General features: G+C 67.9%; 15 protein-coding genes. 12 read left to right on the top strand and 3 right to left on the bottom strand.

The features are described from left to right. The first annotated feature begins 1 nt into the window (after nucleotide 1). From ugpE to ACIGHN_RS05450, 4 genes are all read left to right on the top strand, one after another. On the top strand, nucleotides 2-853 hold the full coding sequence (ugpE, locus tag ACIGHN_RS05465; RefSeq protein WP_056161299.1) for a sn-glycerol-3-phosphate ABC transporter permease UgpE: 852 nt from the start codon (nucleotides 2-4) through the stop codon (nucleotides 851-853). A 61-nt stretch (nucleotides 854-914) separates the two neighbouring features. Beyond that, nucleotides 915-1922 carry a sn-glycerol-3-phosphate import ATP-binding protein UgpC gene (locus ACIGHN_RS05460; protein WP_056415526.1) on the top strand — a complete coding sequence of 336 codons (1008 nt, stop codon included), beginning with the start codon at nucleotides 915-917 and terminating at the stop codon, nucleotides 1920-1922. A 182-nt stretch (nucleotides 1923-2104) separates the two neighbouring features. Then, nucleotides 2105-2845, top strand: coding sequence for a glycerophosphodiester phosphodiesterase (ugpQ, locus tag ACIGHN_RS05455; RefSeq protein ID WP_396503543.1), 741 nt, complete (start codon nucleotides 2105-2107; stop codon nucleotides 2843-2845). 327 nt (nucleotides 2846-3172) lie between these two features. Beyond that, nucleotides 3173-5668, top strand: coding sequence for a DUF3772 domain-containing protein (locus ACIGHN_RS05450; protein WP_396503599.1), 2496 nt, complete (start codon nucleotides 3173-3175; stop codon nucleotides 5666-5668). 187 nt (nucleotides 5669-5855) lie between these two features. Here the strand turns inward: ACIGHN_RS05450 and ACIGHN_RS05445 are convergent, their stop codons facing one another. Then, entirely contained in the window at nucleotides 5856-6824 is a 969-nt protein-coding gene (locus ACIGHN_RS05445; RefSeq protein ID WP_056161293.1) for a tripartite tricarboxylate transporter substrate binding protein, read from the bottom strand. 158 nt (nucleotides 6825-6982) lie between these two features. Between ACIGHN_RS05445 and ACIGHN_RS05440 the strand changes: the two genes are divergently transcribed. Beyond that, on the top strand, nucleotides 6983-7621 hold the full coding sequence (locus ACIGHN_RS05440; protein WP_396503542.1) for a LysE family translocator: 639 nt from the start codon (nucleotides 6983-6985) through the stop codon (nucleotides 7619-7621). Nucleotides 7622-7643: 22 nt separating this feature from the next. Here the strand turns inward: ACIGHN_RS05440 and ACIGHN_RS05435 are convergent, their stop codons facing one another. After that, a complete protein-coding gene (locus tag ACIGHN_RS05435; RefSeq protein ID WP_396503541.1) occupies nucleotides 7644-7919 on the bottom strand; it encodes a hypothetical protein in 276 nt (91 codons plus the stop codon). 72 nt (nucleotides 7920-7991) lie between these two features. Between ACIGHN_RS05435 and hemA the strand changes: the two genes are divergently transcribed. The 7 genes from hemA (at nucleotide 7992) to ACIGHN_RS05400 (ending at nucleotide 15773) form a co-directional block, all read left to right on the top strand. Beyond that, nucleotides 7992-9317, top strand: a complete 1326-nt coding sequence (hemA, locus tag ACIGHN_RS05430; RefSeq protein ID WP_396503540.1) for a glutamyl-tRNA reductase — start codon at nucleotides 7992-7994, stop codon at nucleotides 9315-9317. Nucleotides 9318-9434: 117 nt separating this feature from the next. Continuing rightward, nucleotides 9435-10520, top strand: a complete 1086-nt coding sequence (prfA, locus tag ACIGHN_RS05425) for a peptide chain release factor 1 (RefSeq protein ID WP_396503539.1) — start codon at nucleotides 9435-9437, stop codon at nucleotides 10518-10520. Between the two features lie 185 nt (nucleotides 10521-10705). Continuing rightward, nucleotides 10706-11533 (top strand): peptide chain release factor N(5)-glutamine methyltransferase, encoded by an 828-nt coding sequence (gene prmC / locus ACIGHN_RS05420; RefSeq protein WP_396503538.1) that lies wholly within the window; start codon nucleotides 10706-10708, stop codon nucleotides 11531-11533. A gap of 310 nt (nucleotides 11534-11843) precedes the next feature. Beyond that, a complete protein-coding gene (locus tag ACIGHN_RS05415; protein WP_396503537.1) occupies nucleotides 11844-12554 on the top strand; it encodes a DUF3053 family protein in 711 nt (236 codons plus the stop codon). Between the two features lie 74 nt (nucleotides 12555-12628). After that, nucleotides 12629-12952, top strand: coding sequence for a Grx4 family monothiol glutaredoxin (grxD, locus tag ACIGHN_RS05410; RefSeq protein ID WP_056415501.1), 324 nt, complete (start codon nucleotides 12629-12631; stop codon nucleotides 12950-12952). A 253-nt stretch (nucleotides 12953-13205) separates the two neighbouring features. Continuing rightward, nucleotides 13206-14213, top strand: a complete 1008-nt coding sequence (locus ACIGHN_RS05405) for an AAA family ATPase (RefSeq protein WP_056415496.1) — start codon at nucleotides 13206-13208, stop codon at nucleotides 14211-14213. A 183-nt stretch (nucleotides 14214-14396) separates the two neighbouring features. Then, complete coding sequence (locus tag ACIGHN_RS05400) at nucleotides 14397-15773, top strand: hemolysin family protein (RefSeq protein ID WP_396503536.1); 1377 nt, start codon at nucleotides 14397-14399, stop codon at nucleotides 15771-15773. Between the two features lie 198 nt (nucleotides 15774-15971). On the opposite strand, the gene ACIGHN_RS05395 is transcribed toward ACIGHN_RS05400, so the two are convergent. Then, nucleotides 15972-16640 carry a lytic transglycosylase domain-containing protein gene (locus ACIGHN_RS05395; protein ID WP_056415492.1) on the bottom strand — a complete coding sequence of 223 codons (669 nt, stop codon included), beginning with the start codon at nucleotides 16638-16640 and terminating at the stop codon, nucleotides 15972-15974. Nucleotides 16641-16700 lie beyond the last annotated feature (60 nt).

Raw genomic sequence — 16700 nt, 5'->3', positions numbered from 1 at the left:
AATGGTTGAACGCAGCCCTTACCTCACCGCGTTCTCGCACCTCATCATGGTGCTGGGCGTGATCATCGTCGGCTTCCCGCTGTACCTGGCCTTCGTGGCCTCCACCCACACCGCGCAGGACATCGTGCAGGTGCCCATGCCCATGGTGCCCGGCGGCAACTTCTGGCAGACCTACCACGACGCCCTGTTCGGCGGCGGCTCTGGCGCGGGCTCCACCGCGCCCGTGGCACGCATGATGTGGGTGAGCTTCGTCACCGCCATGGTCATCACCGTGGGCAAGATCGCGATCTCGCTGCTGTCGGCGTTCGCCATCGTGTACTTCCGCTTCCCGTTCAAGGGCATCTGCTTCTGGCTGATCTTCATCACGCTGATGCTGCCGGTGGAAGTGCGCATCGGCCCCACCTACCAGGTGGTGTCGGATCTGGGCATGCTCAACAGCTATGCGGGCCTCACGGTGCCGCTGATCGCGTCGGCCACGGCCACGTTCCTGTTCCGGCAGTTCTTCCTCACGGTGCCCGACGAGCTGGTCGAGGCCGCCCGCGTGGACGGCGCAGGCCCCATGCGCTTCTTCAAGGACATCCTGGTGCCGCTGTCGCGCACGTCGATCGCCGCGCTGTTCGTGATCCAGTTCATCTACGGCTGGAACCAGTACCTGTGGCCGCTGCTCGTGACCACGTCCGAAGACATGTACCCCGTGGTGATCGGCATCAAGCGGATGCTGGCCGGCGGCGACGCGGGCAATGAATGGAACATCGTGATGGCCACCGCCCTCCTGGCCATGCTGCCCCCCGCCTTCGTGGTCGTGGTGATGCAGCGCTGGTTCGTCAAGGGCCTCGTGGACACCGAAAAGTAAAGACAAAACAGCCCCTACCGCTTCATACATCTGCGCTAGCAGCTACCAATTCAATAGCAAAATGGCATCCATATCCCTTCGCAACATCGTCAAGCGCTACGGCACCGGCCCCAAGGCCAACCAGGTCATCCACGGCGTGAACGCCGAGGTCAAGGACGGTGAATTCATCGTGATCGTCGGCCCCTCGGGCTGCGGCAAGTCCACCCTGCTGCGCATGGTCGCGGGCCTGGAAGAAATCTCCGGCGGCGAGCTGCGCATCGGCGACCGCGTCGTGAACGACCTGGAACCCGCCCAGCGCGACATCGCGATGGTGTTCCAGAACTACGCGCTGTACCCGCACATGACGAACTTCGAGAACATGGCCTATGGCCTGAAGATTGCCAAGGTGCCCAAGGAAGAGATCAAGGCGCGCGTGGACAAGGCCGCCAAGATCCTGGAGCTGGGCCACCTGCTCGAGCGCAAGCCGCGCGAGCTGTCGGGCGGCCAGCGCCAGCGCGTGGCCATGGGCCGCGCCATCGTGCGCCAGCCCCAGGTGTTCCTGTTCGACGAGCCGCTGTCCAACCTGGACGCCAAGCTGCGCGCACAGACGCGCCTGGAAATCCAGAAGCTGCACCGCGAGCTGGGCATCACCAGCCTGTTCGTGACCCACGACCAGGTCGAGGCCATGACGCTGGCCGAGCGCATGATCGTGATGAACGCCGGCAACATGGAGCAGTTCGGCACGCCCGAAGAGGTCTACCACACGCCCGCTTCGACCTTCGTGGCCAGCTTCATCGGCTCGCCGCCGATGAACCTGCTCAAGAACGCCCCGAGCGCCGCGCCCGGCACGATCCTCGGCATCCGCCCCGAGCACCTGGACGTGCGCAGCGACGGCTGGGAGGTCAAGGTCGAAACCGTGGAGCTGCTGGGCGCCGAACGCCTGATCTACGGCCGCATCAACGGCGAGCAGATCATCGTGCGGGTGGAAGAAGGCACGCACTCGCCCGCCCCCGACTCGGTGATCCACGTGCAGCCCCGCGCCGACCGCCTGCACGCGTTCGACGCCACCACCGGAAAACGCATTCCGTGATGCGCCCCTGAACGTCTGCGCGGCCTGCCTTGTGGCCGCGCAGACGTTCAGCCGCCCTCTCCTTTTTGCGGCCCATGGGGTTGCCGCAAGGGAAGCGCCCCAAGTCCCGGCGCCCGCGCAAGGCTCCGCACCAGCGCGCCGCGCACCGCCAATCGCCACGTCCACCACCCGCCCCTACGACGATGACCACCCCCTGGCCCTACCCCCGCTGGATCGCCCACCGCGGCGCCGGCAAGCTGGCACCCGAGAACACGCTGGCGGCATTCCGCCTGGGCGCGCAGCACGGCTACCGCATGTTCGAGTGCGATGCCAAGCTCAGCGCCGACGGCGTGCCGTTCCTCATGCACGACGCCACGCTGGAGCGCACCACCAATGGCCACGGCACCGGTGGCGACCTGCCGTGGAGTGCACTGGCCCAGCTCGATGCGGGCGGCTGGCATTCACGCGCACACGCGGGCGAGCCGCTGCCCACGCTGGAGAACCTGGCCCGGTACTGCATCGCCAACGGCTACTTCCTCAACATCGAGATCAAGCCCACGCCCGGGCTCGAAGAAAAGACCGGGCAGGTGGTCGGCGAGCTGTCGGCGCGCCTCTGGCAGGGCCAGGCCGTGCAGCCGCTGTTCTCGTCCTTCAAGCCCGAGGCTCTGGCTGGCGCCCGCGCCACCGCGCCGCACATCCCGCGCGCGCTGCTGCTCGACACGCTGTGGGACGGCTGCTTCGACGTGGCCCGTGACCTGGGCTGCGTGGCCATCGTGTGCAACCACGCGCTGTGGGACCGCGCCCTGGTGGCCCAGGTAAAGGCCTCTGGCCTGCGCACGCTGAGCTACACCGTCAACGACGACTGGGCCGCGCAGCGCCTGATCGACCTGGGCACCGACGGCATCATCACCGACCGGGTGGACCTGTTCAGCCCGGCGGGCTGATCGCTTTTCCCGTTCGGCGCCACGGTGTGGCCGGGCCCGCTGCGGCCCTGGCCCACGGGCAGCTTTGGCGGCGGCCTACAGTTTGTTAACCCCGCTGCACCGCCTGCCGCCGACAATCGGCGGATGCCACTGCTTTTCCTGCGCCGTGCCGCTGCGGCCACCCTTCGCCCGCGCGCTGCCGCTGCCACCACCCCACACCCCACCGCGACGATGACGACGATGACGACGACGACGACGGCCGCCGAGCCGACGCGGCCGCACGGCGCGTCACCCGCCCACCAACGCCGGGCCGCTGTCTGGCGCTGGTGCCTGCCCCGCCTGATCGCCATGCTGTGCCTGGCGGGCGCGATGGGCACTGCCGCCACCACCGCCAACGCGCAGGGACAGACCAAAGCCGCCCCCGCGGCCGCCACCACCGCCAGCAAACCGGCCGCGGCAGAGGTACCGCTGCCCACGGTGGACGAACTGCGCCGGCAGCTCGACGCCATACCGCAAAAGCTGGGCGAAGAGGACGACGGGCGCAAGCTGCTGTCCGACGTCAACGCCATCGGCAAGGCGGCGGAGCAATTGACCACCCGCCGCACCGAAGAGCTGGCCGACATCGACTCGCGCCTGTCGGGCCTGGGCCCCGCGCCCGAGAAAGGCGCCACGCCCGACGCCCCGGACGTGGCCGAGCAACGCGCCAGCCTGGGCAAGCAGCGCGCGGTGGTGGACGGTGATCTCAAGCTCGCGCGCCTCATCAGCGTGGATGCCGAGCAGCGCGGCACCGAGCTGCTGCGCCAGCGGCGCGAGCAGTTCCAGGCCGCCCTGACCACGCGCACCGATTCACCGCTGGGCAGCACCTTCTGGCGCGCGCTGCGCAACGCCGCGCCCGGCGACCTGGCCCGGCTGCAGCTGCTGGGCAACGACCTGCGCGACGCGACCGCCGTGGCCCTGGCCCCGGACCACCGCTCGGTCTTCTGGCTGAGCCTCATCGGCGCCGTGCTGCTGGCCGTGGCCGGCACCTGGCTGGCCGAGCGCGTGCTGGTGCGCCTGGCGCCCGCGCGGCTGCCGGCGGGGCGGCTGCGCCGCTCGCTGCTGGCATCGACCTCGGTGCTGGTCTATGTGCTCATCATCGGCATGGCGGCGCAGCTGGCCTGGACGGGGCTGGAGGTGGACGGCAACTTCAACGACCGCCTGCGGGCGCTGGCGCAGGCCACCGTGCGGCAGGCGGTGTTCGCGGCCTTCATCGTCGGGCTGGGGCATGCGTTGCTGGCGCGCAAGCGCAGCTCCTGGCGCCTGCCGGGCCTGTCGGACGAGCTGGCGCGGCGGCTGAGCCCCTACCCCTGGTCGGTGGCCATCGTGGCATCGGCCAGCGGCGTGGTGAACGAGATCAACGGCATCGTGGGCGCCAGTCTGGCGGCCGAGGTCTCCGTGCACGCGGCCACGGCGCTGCTGCTCTCGGCCATCGTGGCCCTGGCGCTGCGCCACCTGCGCGCCAGCCCCGGCGGGCCTGTGGCGGCCGATGCGGCGCAGCAGGACGGCGGCCCCGCGGCAGACGGCGCCCCGAGCGCAGCCTCTGCCGACGCGCCCCCGCGCCCGATCTGGGTCGGCCTGCTGGTGGCGGCGGCGGGCGTGGCCACGCTGGCCACGGTGCTGCTGGTGGTGTTCGGCTACGTCGCGCTGGCCGGCACGCTCACGCGGCAGATGCTGTGGACGGGCGTGGTGTTCGCCACCACCTACCTCCTGTTCCAGCTGGCGGACGACGTGTGCGAGGCCGTGCTGTCGTCCAAGGGCGGCTTCGGCGAGCGGCTGCACAAGGGCCTGGGGCTCGATGCCAAGCTTCTCGACCAAGCCTCCGTGCTGGTGTCGGGCGTGCTGCGCGTGGCGCTGTTCTTCTACATGGTGATCGCGCTGATGGCGCCGTTCGGCACCGGGCTGGACGAGGTCTTTCGCCGGGGCAGCACCGTGGACCACAGCCTCAAGGTGGGCGACATCACGCTGGCGCCGCAGGCGCTGCTGACCGCGCTGGCGGTGGTGGTGGCGGGGCTGGTGATGATCCGCGTGCTCAAGCGGTGGCTGAGCGACCGCTACTTTCCCAACACCTCGCTCGAGCCGGGCATGCGCAGCTCCATCGTCACGCTGCTGGGCTACGTGGGCGGCGTGCTGGTGATCGCTGTGGCGCTGGCGGGCCTGGGCATCAGCGTGGAGCGCATCGCGTGGGTGGCCAGCGCGCTGTCGGTGGGCATCGGCTTCGGCCTGCAGGCCATCGTGCAGAACTTCATCTCGGGCCTGATCCTGCTGGCCGAGCGGCCGGTGAAGGTGGGCGACTGGGTGGTGCTGGGCGAGACCGAAGGCGACGTGCGCCGCGTGAACGTGCGCGCCACCGAGATCCAGCTGGGCGACCGCTCCACCGTCATCGTGCCCAACTCGGAGTTCATCACCAAGACCGTGCGCAACATGACGCTGGCCGGCGCGCCGGGCCGGGTGCTGCTGCGCCTGCCCGCCCCGCTGGACACGGACGCCGCGCGCATGCGCGACCTGATCCTCAAAGCCTTTGAAGAGCACGAGGGCGTGCTGGACAACCCCGAGCCCATCGTGCAGCTCGAAGGCATCCTGAACGGCACGCTGACCTTTCTGGCCATCGGCTATGTGAGCAACCCGCGCAACGCGGGCGGCGTGCGCAGCGATCTGCTGTTCACCATCCTCGCCGCGCTGCGCGACGCAGGGCTGGCGCTGTCGCCACCGGCCACGACGGCAGTGGCGCCGTATGCGCCGGTGGCGGCTGCGGGCCCGTTGTCGACGGTCAGCGTGCCGCAGCCGCAGCAGGGTGCGCCGGGGTAGGTGCTACGTTATTCATAGCTAATTGCGCTTGCTGGGTGCGCGGTAGAAGGCTTTTATTCATCCACATCACACGCTGGGAGAGCTGGGTTTGGCTGAGGCTTGGTGCTGCGCTTCGACAGGCTCAGCGTGAACGGATGGGGATGGGGATGGGGATGGGGATGCGGACGCACGACCCCACGGCCTCTGCCTAATCCAGCTTCGCCCCGGACTTCTTCACCGCATCCGCCCAGCGCGGCATTTCACTCGCCAGGAACTTCGCAAAGTCCTCCGAGCCCAAAAATGCCGGGTCGGCGCCCTGGCTCACCATGCGGTTCTTCACGTCCGGCGACTGCATCACCTGGCCGAACGCGTCGCTGAGCTTGGCCACCACGTCCTTGGGCGTACCGGCCGGGGCGAGAAAGCCGTAGAAGCCCACGACCTCGAAGCCCTTGATGCCGCTTTCGATCACCGTGGGCACCTCGGGCAGCGCGGGGTTGCGCTCGCGGCTGGTCACGGCCAGGGCGCGCACCTTGCCCTGCTTGTGGTACGACGCGGCCTGCGGAATGCTCTCTGCCATGAACTGCACCTGGCCGCCGATCAGGTCGGTGAACGCCGGTGCGCTTCCGCGGTAGGGGATGTGCACCATGAAGAGGCCCGTGGCGGTCTTGAACATCTCGGGCACCAGGTGGCTGATGCCGCCATTGCCCGCCGAGCCGAAGTTGACCTGCCCCGGGCGCGACTTGGCGTACGCCATGAACTCCTGCAGGTTCTTGGCGGGCACGTTGGTGTTGACCAGCAGCGCCAGCGGCTGCATGGCGGTGCGCGCGATGGGCGTGAAGTCCTTGAGCGTGGCGTACGGCAGGCGGCTGTACAGCGCCGGGTTGATCACCATCACGCCGGTGTTGGCCAGCATGAGCGTGTGGCCGTCCGGCGGGGCCTTCATCACGTCCTGCGCGCCCACCGTGCCGCCCGCGCCAGCCTTGTAGTCGACCAGCACCGGCTGGCCCAGCACGGCCTGCAGCTTGTCGGTGAGCAACCGCGCGTGCTGGTCGAGGGGCCCGCCGGCCGGAAAGCCCACCACGATGCGGATCGGCTTGGACGGGAAGCCCTGGGCCAGGGCGGCTGCGGACGACAAAAAGGCCAGGGCGGCGACAGCCAGGCAGGTGCGCAGGCGCATGCGAAGATCTCCTTATTGGGATTGCTGAACAGAAAGCTTGCAGCTTAGGCTGGCTTTCAGGGGCTGGCACGGGGTGTTACCCGCAAGCGACCCGTTGCAAGGGCTGCCCGCTCGTCCCCAAAAACCGCTCTGTCCGCAGCCACTGAAACACCCTCACCATGACCTTCGCCCACTGGCTCCTGTTTTGCGGCGTCTCGCTGCTGATGTGTTTTACGCCCGGCCCGGCCGTGCTGCTGGCGGTATCGAACTCGGTCGACGTCGGGCCAAGGCGGACGGTGTTCAGCTCACTGGGCAGCGTGATCGGGATCTTCGCCGTCTCGGGGCTGGCGATGATCGGCATGGGGACCATTCTGAGCCTGTCGGCGGATGCGTTTCTGGTCATGAAAGTGGTCGGTGCGATGTACCTGATCTGGCTGGGTATCAAGCGCTGGCGCAGCAAGGACCCGCTGATCGGCAACGATGCGGGCATGGCGCCTGTGGAGCGGCGAGAGCGCAAGAACTGGCAACTGCTGGCACAAGGCCTGGGCGTGTCGCTGACCAACCCCAAGGCCATCCTGTTCTTCTCGGCCCTGTTTCCGCAGTTCATCGTGCCCGGCGAGCCGCTGTGGATGCAGTACCTGCTGTTGACCACGACTTTCGCCATCTGGGCGCTGGTGTCGCACGCGTTCTACGTGGCGCTGATCGCGCTGGTGAAGGGCCACGTCGTGGCGCACGCCAAGCTGTTCAACCGCTTCGTGGGCGCAACCTTCATCGCACTGGGCCTGGGACTGCTGCAGACACGGCACAGGCTGGGCTGACCGCGCCCCCAAGCGAGCGCCCTTAGCGCCAACCGCGCAGCAGCACCCACTGCGTGGTCGCGCAACCCACCACCAGCGCGGCATAGGTCAGCATTTTTCCGTCGCGGCCCCACACCAGCAGGCCGCCGCCCAGCACCACGAGGCCGACCCCGAAAACAACAGCGAACTGGCGCCATCCGGCCATGGCCACCGTCCCCTTGGCACCGAACAGGCGGCCGCACAGCACCAGCAGCAGGGCCACGGCAGCGGCCGGGGCCATGAAGTTGAGCGTGTGGTTGAAGATGTCGAGGGGACCCATGGAATTGACCCAAATCAAGGCTTTGGCAAGCAAGGCTGCTTACACCAGCCAACAATTTTATAATTGGCGGCTATGGCAGTCTGGGCCCTCGGGATCAACCACACCACCGCGCCCCTCGACCTGCGCGGCCGGTTCGCGTTCGCGCTCGACCAGATCGAGCCCACGCTGCAGGGCCTGCGCCAGTCGCTGGGCGGCACGAGCCGCCATCCGGGGGTCGAGACCGCCATCATCTCCACCTGCAACCGCACCGAAATTTATTGCGCCGCCCCCACCTCCACGCCCGGCCCGGCGCTGGACCACACGCTGGGCTGGCTGGCGCAAAGCGGCGGCGTGAGCCCCGCGCTGCTGCGATCGCACTCCTACACGCTGGAAGACAGCCTGGTCGCGCGCCACGCCTTCCGCGTGGCCAGCGGGCTCGACTCGATGGTGCTGGGCGAGGCGCAGATCCTGGGCCAGATGAAGGACGCCGTGCGCGCCGCCGAAACCGCCGGCGCGTTGGGCACCACGCTCAACCAGCTGTTCCAGCGCAGCTTTGCCGTCGCGAAGGAGGTGCGCACCAGCACCGAGATCGGCGCGCACAGCATCAGCATGGCGGCCGCGTCGGTGCGGCTGGCCAGCCAGCTGTTCGAAGACCTCTCCAAGATCCGCGTGCTGTTCGTGGGCGCGGGCGAGATGATCGAGCTGTGCGCCACGCACTTCGCGGCCAAGAACCCCAAGCAGATCGCCATTGCCAATCGCACTCTGGAGCGCGGCGAAAAGCTCGCCACCCGCTTCGGCGGCGAGGTGATGCGCCTGGCCGACCTGCCCGAGCGCCTGCACGAGTTCGACGCCGTCATCAGCTGCACTGCCAGCAGCCTGCCCATCATCGGCCTGGGCGCCGTGGAGCGCGCCCTCAAGAAGCGCCGCCACCGCCCCATGTTCATGGTCGACCTGGCCGTGCCGCGCGACATCGAGCCCGAGGTCAAGGCCCTGGGCGACGTGTACCTGTACACCGTGGACGACCTGGCCAGCGTGGTGCAGACGGCGCAGGCCAACCGCCAGGCCGCCGTGGCGCAGGCCGAGGCCATCATCGACGCGGGCGTGCAGAGCTTCATGCACTGGATGGAGCTGCGCAGCCCCGTGGGCGAGGCCGGTGGCGTGGTGCCGCTGATCCAGCAGCTCAACGCCCAGACCGACGAATGGCGCGCGCTGGAGATCGCACGCGCCAAGAGGCTGCTGGCCAAGGGCGAGGACGTGGACGCCGTGCTGGAGGCGCTGTCGCGCGGCCTCACGCAAAAGATGCTGCACGGCACCCTGGCCGAGCTGCGGGCGGGTGACGCCGAGGTGCGCGCCCAGACGGCCCAGACCGTCTCGCGCCTGTTCCTGCGCTCGCAAGCCAAGCCGCCGCACGGGTTGTAGCGGCGCTCGCCCGCTGCACAGCCCGCCCCGATTGCAAGTCCAATCGGCCCTCAGCGCTTGATAGACAATCGCCCGCAGCTACAAAATCAGTAGCAAACCCATTTTTACTTTCCTCGCATGAAACCCTTTCTCCGAAGCCAGCTGGAGCGCTACGCGCAGCGCCTGGGCGAACTCGACTTCCTGCTCTCGCGCGAGGACATCATGAGCGACATGGCGCAGTACCGCACCATCTCGCGCGAGCATGCCGAAGTCACGCAGATCGCCGGCCGCTACGCCCGCTACCAGCAGCGCGAGGCCGACCTGGCCGGCGCACGCGAGATGCTGGCCGACCCCGACATGGCCGAGATGGCGCAGGAAGAAATCACCGGGGCCGAAGCCGAACTGCTGCAACTCGCAGACGAACTGCAGCGCCTGCTGTTGCCCAAGGACCCGGACGACGCGCGCAACGCCTTCGTCGAAATCCGCGCGGGCACGGGCGGCGACGAGTCGGCCCTGTTCGCGGGCGACCTCACGCGCATGTACACCCGCTACGCCGCCAACGTGGGCTGGAAGGTGGAGGTGGTGAGCGAGAACGCGGCCGAGCTGGGCGGCTACAAGGAGATCGTGTTGCGCATCGAGGGGGACCACGTATACGGCGCGCTCAAGTTCGAATCCGGCGGCCACCGCGTGCAGCGCGTGCCCGCCACCGAAACGCAGGGCCGCATCCACACCAGCGCCTGCACCGTGGCCGTGATGCCCGAGCCGGACGAGCACGAGGCCATCAAGCTCAACCCGGCCGACCTGCGCATCGACACCTTCCGCGCATCGGGCGCGGGCGGCCAGCACATCAACAAGACGGATTCGGCCGTGCGCGTGGTGCACTTGCCCACCGGCATCGTGGCCGAGTGCCAGGACGGCCGCAGCCAGCACGCCAACAAGGCCAAGGCGCTGCAGGTGCTGCAGGCGCGGATTCAAGAAAAGGACCGCAGCGAGCGCGCCGCCAAGGAGGCCGCGCTGCGCAAGGGCCTGATCGGCAGCGGCGACCGCAGCGACCGCATCCGCACGTACAACTTTCCGCAGGGGCGGCTGACGGACCACCGCATCAACCTCACGCTGTACAAGCTGCTGTACGTGATGGAAGGCGACCTGGCCGACGTGCTGCAGGCCCTGGCCCATGCGCGCGAAGCCGAGCAACTGGAAGAGCTGGAGCTGAGTGCTGTCTGATCGACACGCATCCAGACACTCTGCCTGGATGGGATTCCACGCTCTGCATCCTTCTTCATCCATCCGTTCCGCTGAGCTTGTCCAAGCGCGGCGCGAGGCTTCGACAGGCTCAGCCCGAACGGCCAGTTTGCGTTGAAAAGTCCAGCCCGAATAGCTTTCCGTCGCCAGCATCGATCAACACCATCGTGAACACACCCACCCTGGCCCAGGCCCTGGCCCAAGCCCACACCCTGGGCCTGGCTCGCATCGACGCCCAACTGCTGCTGCTGCACGCGCTGGGCCGCCCCGATGCCGGCCGCGCCTGGCTGCTGGCGCACGACACCGATGGGCTCGATGACGCCGTGCAGGCGCAATTCATCGCCCTGTGCCAGCGCCGCGTGGCGGGCGAGCCAGTGGCCTACCTGACGGGCCGCAAGGAGTTCTACGGCCTGGCGCTGCAGGTGGACGCCCGGGTGCTGGACCCGCGCCCCGACACCGAAACGCTGGTGGACTGGGCCCTGGAGCTGATCGCCCCCCTGCCCGCCCCGCGCCTGGCGGACCTGGGCACCGGCAGCGGCGCCATCGCCCTGGCCCTGCAAAGCCAGCGCCCCACCGCCCAGGTGCTGGCGGTGGACGCCAGCAGCGACGCCCTGGCCGTGGCGCAGGCCAACGCCACCCGGCTGGGTCTGCCCGTGCACTTCCGGCAGGGCAACTGGATGGCCGGCCTGGACAGCGTGGTGTTCGACGCCATCGTCTCCAACCCGCCCTACATCGCAGCGCAAGACCCGCACCTGGCTGCCCTGACCCACGAGCCTTTGCAGGCCCTGGCCAGCGGCGCGGACGGGCTGGAGGACATCCGCACCATCGTCGCCCAGGCGCCAGCGCATCTCGTGGCAGGGGGGTGGCTGCTGCTGGAGCATGGGTATGACCAGGCCGAGGCGGTGCGCGCGCTGCTGACTGACCAAGGCTTTGGCCAAGTGCAAAGCCGCAACGACCTCGCGGGGATTGCCCGCTGCACGGGCGGTTGCCGCTGAGCGTGCAGCGCGACGTCGGAACGTTGCGACGCCCGCTGCGCTTACATACGGTCATCAGTTGGCAACAACTGTTACCGGGATCGCAGCCGATTGGGCAACGGCGCACAGAATAATCGCGTGCCGTTGCGCAGCGCCTGACTCCTGGGAGGGAGAGCAGGCCGCAGGCCAAGGCCTTCGCTGACCGCCGCCCCATACGCCTGCGGATGGCGCTGCTCGATCTCGTAAATATCTGAAACCACTCACCCTATCGGCCACCGGTGCTGCGGCCTGAACGCGTCTGCACCGGATCACCGCCTAGCCATTGCCCGCCATGTCACACACCGTCTTTTCTCGCCGCCAAACCCTCACACGCCTGGGGGCCCTGGCCCTGGGCAGTGGCCTGCTGCTGACCGGCTGCAGTGCCGAACCGAAAGAGCGCAAGGCATTCATTGCCTTCCTGCAAACCGAAGTGCTGGGGAAATCGCGCCGCTCCATGCCACTGCTCAACGACAAGCTGCGCAAGGAACTGGGTGGCTACGCGGCGCACTACGAGATCATCACCAACTTCAATCAGGCGACGAACGACAAGGTCATGCTGAAAAGCATGCGCGAACTCCAGTTTGTTCGCACGCTGTCTGGGTACCGCGACAAGCGCGAGTCGGTAAAGCAGGCCCTGGTGGAAATTCCCCTGGCCCAGGCGAATCTCGAGGCCGAATTGAAAAAGGCAAACGAAGCGAAAGCCGCCCTGAAGCAGCCGGAAGATCTCAAAAAAGTCTACGACCCAGTGTACGACCGGCTGGTGAGCACTCAGGCACGCATCACCCTGGAGATGCTGCCACCCATGCAACGCATGATGAACATCGTCCTGGATCTGCTCGCGCTGGTGGAAAACAACCCCCAGCAACTGTCCATCTCCGGCATGCAGATCGAGGCGAAGAGTCAGGCCATGCTGGACAAAGTCAACGCCCTGTCCAAAAAGGCCGAGGCAGAGACGGCCACCATCGAGCGACTGGAAAAAGAACTCAAACAGCTATTCGGCTGACCCCACGGCCCTGACGGACACAGAGAAAAGAGATAATCTGTAGCCTTCCGCGCCTGACCTATCTTGGACATCCCATGAGCGACACCCAACAACGCATCGACGCCCTCGTCAAATCCAGCGACATCCTGCTCTTCATGAAGGGCAACGCCAGCTTCCCCATGTGCGGCTTCTCCGGTCGGGCCATCCAGATCCTCAAAGCCAGCGGCGTGGACACCAAGAGCCTCGTCACGGTGAACGTGCTGGAAGACGAGGAAATCCGCCAGGGCATCAAGGAATACAGCAACTGGCCCACCATCCCGCAGCTGTACGTCAAGGGCGAGTTCATCGGCGGCTCGGACATCATGATGGAGATGTACGAGTCGGGCGAACTCAAGCAGGTGCTGGGCACCGAGGGCTGACGCCACCGCGCCGCACCGGGCACCCGGGCCGTAATGGCCGTAATGGTCCCCAATCGCATGCCTTCACGCATGCCGGCACAGGCCGCCTTCGGGCGGCCTTTTGCTTTGTGCCCAACAGCTTCGGGTCAGACCGGTTTTGCGCGGCTACAACAGCGCTGGTAACAAGCGCACCGATCAGGGGCTTATCCGGTGCTCCGGCGGGCATGTTGTGTGCTTGAATGATTGCGTGACCCACATCACGAAGGAGCATGCAATGACCAGCCATAGCCTTGTTCCCCAGCCACCCGCCCTGCGCTTGCCGGTGGCCCAGATGCGCAATGTGTTCCACCCCGGCGACGTCGAGCGCAAGCTTGCACGGCTGCAGGAGTCCGGTAACCAGCGCGAATACGAAACCCTGCGCACCGTGTACGAACGCATGCTGGAGCGCGGGCCGGAGCGCTTTCAGGTCAAGCCGTCGGGCGTGCCCGACATGGCCAGCCTGTACGAGCAGTTGCCCAACTTCACCGAAGTGCTGGACGACGTGCGGCGCCACGTTGCGCTGGCGCAGGACAGCAGCGACGGCCTGGAGGTCACGCCCATGCTGCTGCTGGGCCCGCCCGGCATCGGCAAGACGCACTTTGCGCGGCACCTGGCCGCGCTGCTGGGCACGGGCATGAACCTGCTGCCGATGAGCTCCATGACCGCAGGCTGGCTGCTGTCGGGCTCGTCCGCGCAGTGGAAGGGCGCCCGCCCCGGCAAGGTGTTCGAGGCCCTGGTGGAGGGCGAGTACGCCAACCCCGTCATCGTGGTGGACGAGATCGACAAGGCCGCGACGGACGCGCAATACGACCCGCTGGGCGCGCTGTACAGCCTGCTGGAGCACGACACGGCCCAGAGCTTCACCGACGAGTTCGCCGAGGTGGCCATCGACGCCAGCCAGGTGATCTGGATCACCACCGCCAACGACACGCGCGGCATCCCGGACCCCATCCTGAACCGCATGAACGTGTTCGAGGTGGAGGCCCCCACGCTGGAGCAGGCGCGCGCCATCGCGCACACGCTGTACACCGGCATCCGCAGCGGCCACGACTGGGGCCGGCTGCTGGACCCCGAACCGCAGGCCGACGTGCTGGACCACCTGGCCCAGATGCCGCCGCGGGAGATGCGGCGCGCGCTGATGACCGGCTTTGGCAATGCCCGGCTGGACCGCCGCTCCACGGTGGAGGTCGCCGACATGCCCCGGGCCGCCGCCGCACGCAACCGCATCGGGTTCATGCAGTAGCGGGCGGGGGCGGTGAAGGCGCTGTGAGCGCGCGGCAGGGTCGCGCGGCTGCAGGCACGTGCGTGAGGGTGTGCACGGACCCGCGCGCGCGCCGTGTGTGCGCGAATCCGGGTTTTCGGCTGCAGGGCGCGCAGATACACTCGGATGGCCGCAGCGCCGCGCCGTGCGCCACCCTTGCCTCCCATGACCCTGTCCCAAAGCCTCTTCGTGATCGGGCTGCTGATTGCAGCCAGCGCCTTCTTTTCCATGGCCGAAATTTCGCTGGCGGCCGCACGCCGGCTGCGCCTGCGGCAGATGGCGGACGAGGGCGACTCGCGGGCGGACCGCGTGCTGCGCATGCAGGAGCAGCCGGGCGACTACTTCACGGTGGTGCAGGTGGGGCAGAACGCGGTGGCCATCCTGGGCGGTATCGTCGGCGAAGGGGCGCTGAGCCCCCACTTCACCGCACTGTTCGAGCTGTGGCTGTCGGACAAGACGGCCCAGACCACGGGCTTTCTCGCGTCGTTCGCGATCATCACCTCACTGTTCATCCTGTTCGCCGACCTGTTCCCCAAGCGCCTGGGCATGGCCGAGCCCGAGCGCATGGTGGTGCGCCTGGCGCAGCCCATGGCGTGGTGCATGACGCTACTGCGCCCGGTGGTGTGGCTCTACAGCCGCAGCGCGGATGCGCTGTTTCGGGTGCTGGGCCTGTCGTCGCTGCGGGACGACCGCATCACCTCCGACGACATCCTGGCCATGATGGAAGCCGGCGCCCGCGCGGGGGTGCTGGCGGCGCGCGAGCAGCAGGTCATCACCAACGTGTTCGAGCTCGATACCCGCATGGTCTCGAGCGCCATGTCGCCGCGCGACCGCATCGCGTTCTTTCTGCGCGACGAACCCGACTCCGTCATCCGCCTGCGCATTGCGGCCGAGCCGTTTTCGACCTACCCGGTGTGCGAGGGCGACATCGACCATGTGGTGGGCTATGTGGACGCGAAGGACCTGTTCCAGCGCGTGCTGAACAACCAGCCCATCTCGCTGGCGGACGACAGCCTGGTGCGCAAGGTACTCATCGTGCCCGACCGGCTCACGCTGTCCGAGGTGCTGGAGCAATTCCGCCAGGTGCACGAGGATTTCGCGCTGATCGTGAATGAGTACAGCCTGGTGGTGGGCGTGGTCACCCTCAACGACGTGATGAGCACGGTGATGGGCGACCTGGTGGTGGGCCCGGCGGACGAGGAGCAGATCGTGCGCCGCGATGAGAACTCGTGGCTCATCGACGGCGTGACGCCGGTGCAGGACGTGCTGCACGCCCTGTCGCTCGACGAGCTGCCCCATGCCGACGAATACGAGACGCTGGCCGGCTTTTTGATGGTGATGCTGCGCCGCGTGCCGCGCCGTACCGACAGCGTGAGCTGGGGCGGCTACAAGTTCGAGGTGCTGGACGTGGACAGCTACCGCATCGACCAAGTGATGGTGTCGCGCCTCGGCGTGCCGCAGGCCGATGCCGGCTTGGCGGCGCCGGTGGCCACGCCGGCCTTGGCAAAGGCCGAGGGCGGATCGACGGCGGTGGTGAGGTAGTTCTGGCCTGCCCTGCGCAGTCCTGCCGTGGCGAGGTCCGATGGGATACAAAATCGGCCACAGTCGCTTGATAGATGAGCGCCAGCAGCTATGAATAACATAGCAAACAGGTGGTGGCGCGTCTGCCGCCCATGCCCGCCGTCAACGCCCCTTCCGTCCGACAAGCCGACCCCACGGTCGGCCACCGTCCATACCGGCTCAACCCGCAGGCAGCTGCGGCTTTTCGCCGAACAGCCAGTTGCGCTGCGCGCCGAACACCGCGTCCGGGTACGGCGAGCGTCCGCGGCTGCCGTTGTAGCGCCCCAGCGCCATGAACAGGTCGCCGCGCTCGCGGTCGATGTAGTGGCGCAGGATCACGCAGCCAAAGCGCAGGTTGGTCTGCATGTGGAACAGCTTGCCGGCATCGCCGTCGCCGATCACGCGCGTCCAGAACGGCATCACCTGCATGTAGCCGCGTGCGCCCACGCTGGACACGGCGAACTTGCGAAACGCGCTCTCGACCTGCACCAGGCCGAGGACCAGCGACACATCCAGGCCCGCGCGCTTGGACTCGTACCAGACGGTCTGCAGGAAGTCGCGGCGGATTTCCCACTCGGGCTTGCGGCGGCGCAGCCGGTCGCTCATGGTGCCGAGCCAGCGCAGGTAGTGGATGCGCGCCTCGGTGGAGAAGAACTCGGGCTCGGGGGGCGCCTGGTTGGCGATGGCGGAGCTGAGCGCCGTGCGCACCGAGTCCATGAGCGGCTCTTCCAGCTGCCCGCCCGCATGCGCTGCCTGCGGTGCCGCCAGCCAGCCCGCAGGCGCCGCCAGGGAAGAGGCCGCCAGCAGCCAGCCACGGCGCGAAACACCTTGCGGCACACCCTGCGGCATGTTTTGAGAAACGTCCTGGGACACGCCTCGCGACAACAGCCCTTCTGCAGGCGTGCGCAG

It is taken from the genome of Acidovorax sp. NPDC077693, from assembly GCF_044542805.1.
Lineage (GTDB): Bacteria > Pseudomonadota > Gammaproteobacteria > Burkholderiales > Burkholderiaceae_C > Acidovorax.
The sequence above is the reverse complement of the archived record's forward strand: the minus strand, read 5'-3'. Positions and strand labels throughout refer to the sequence as shown.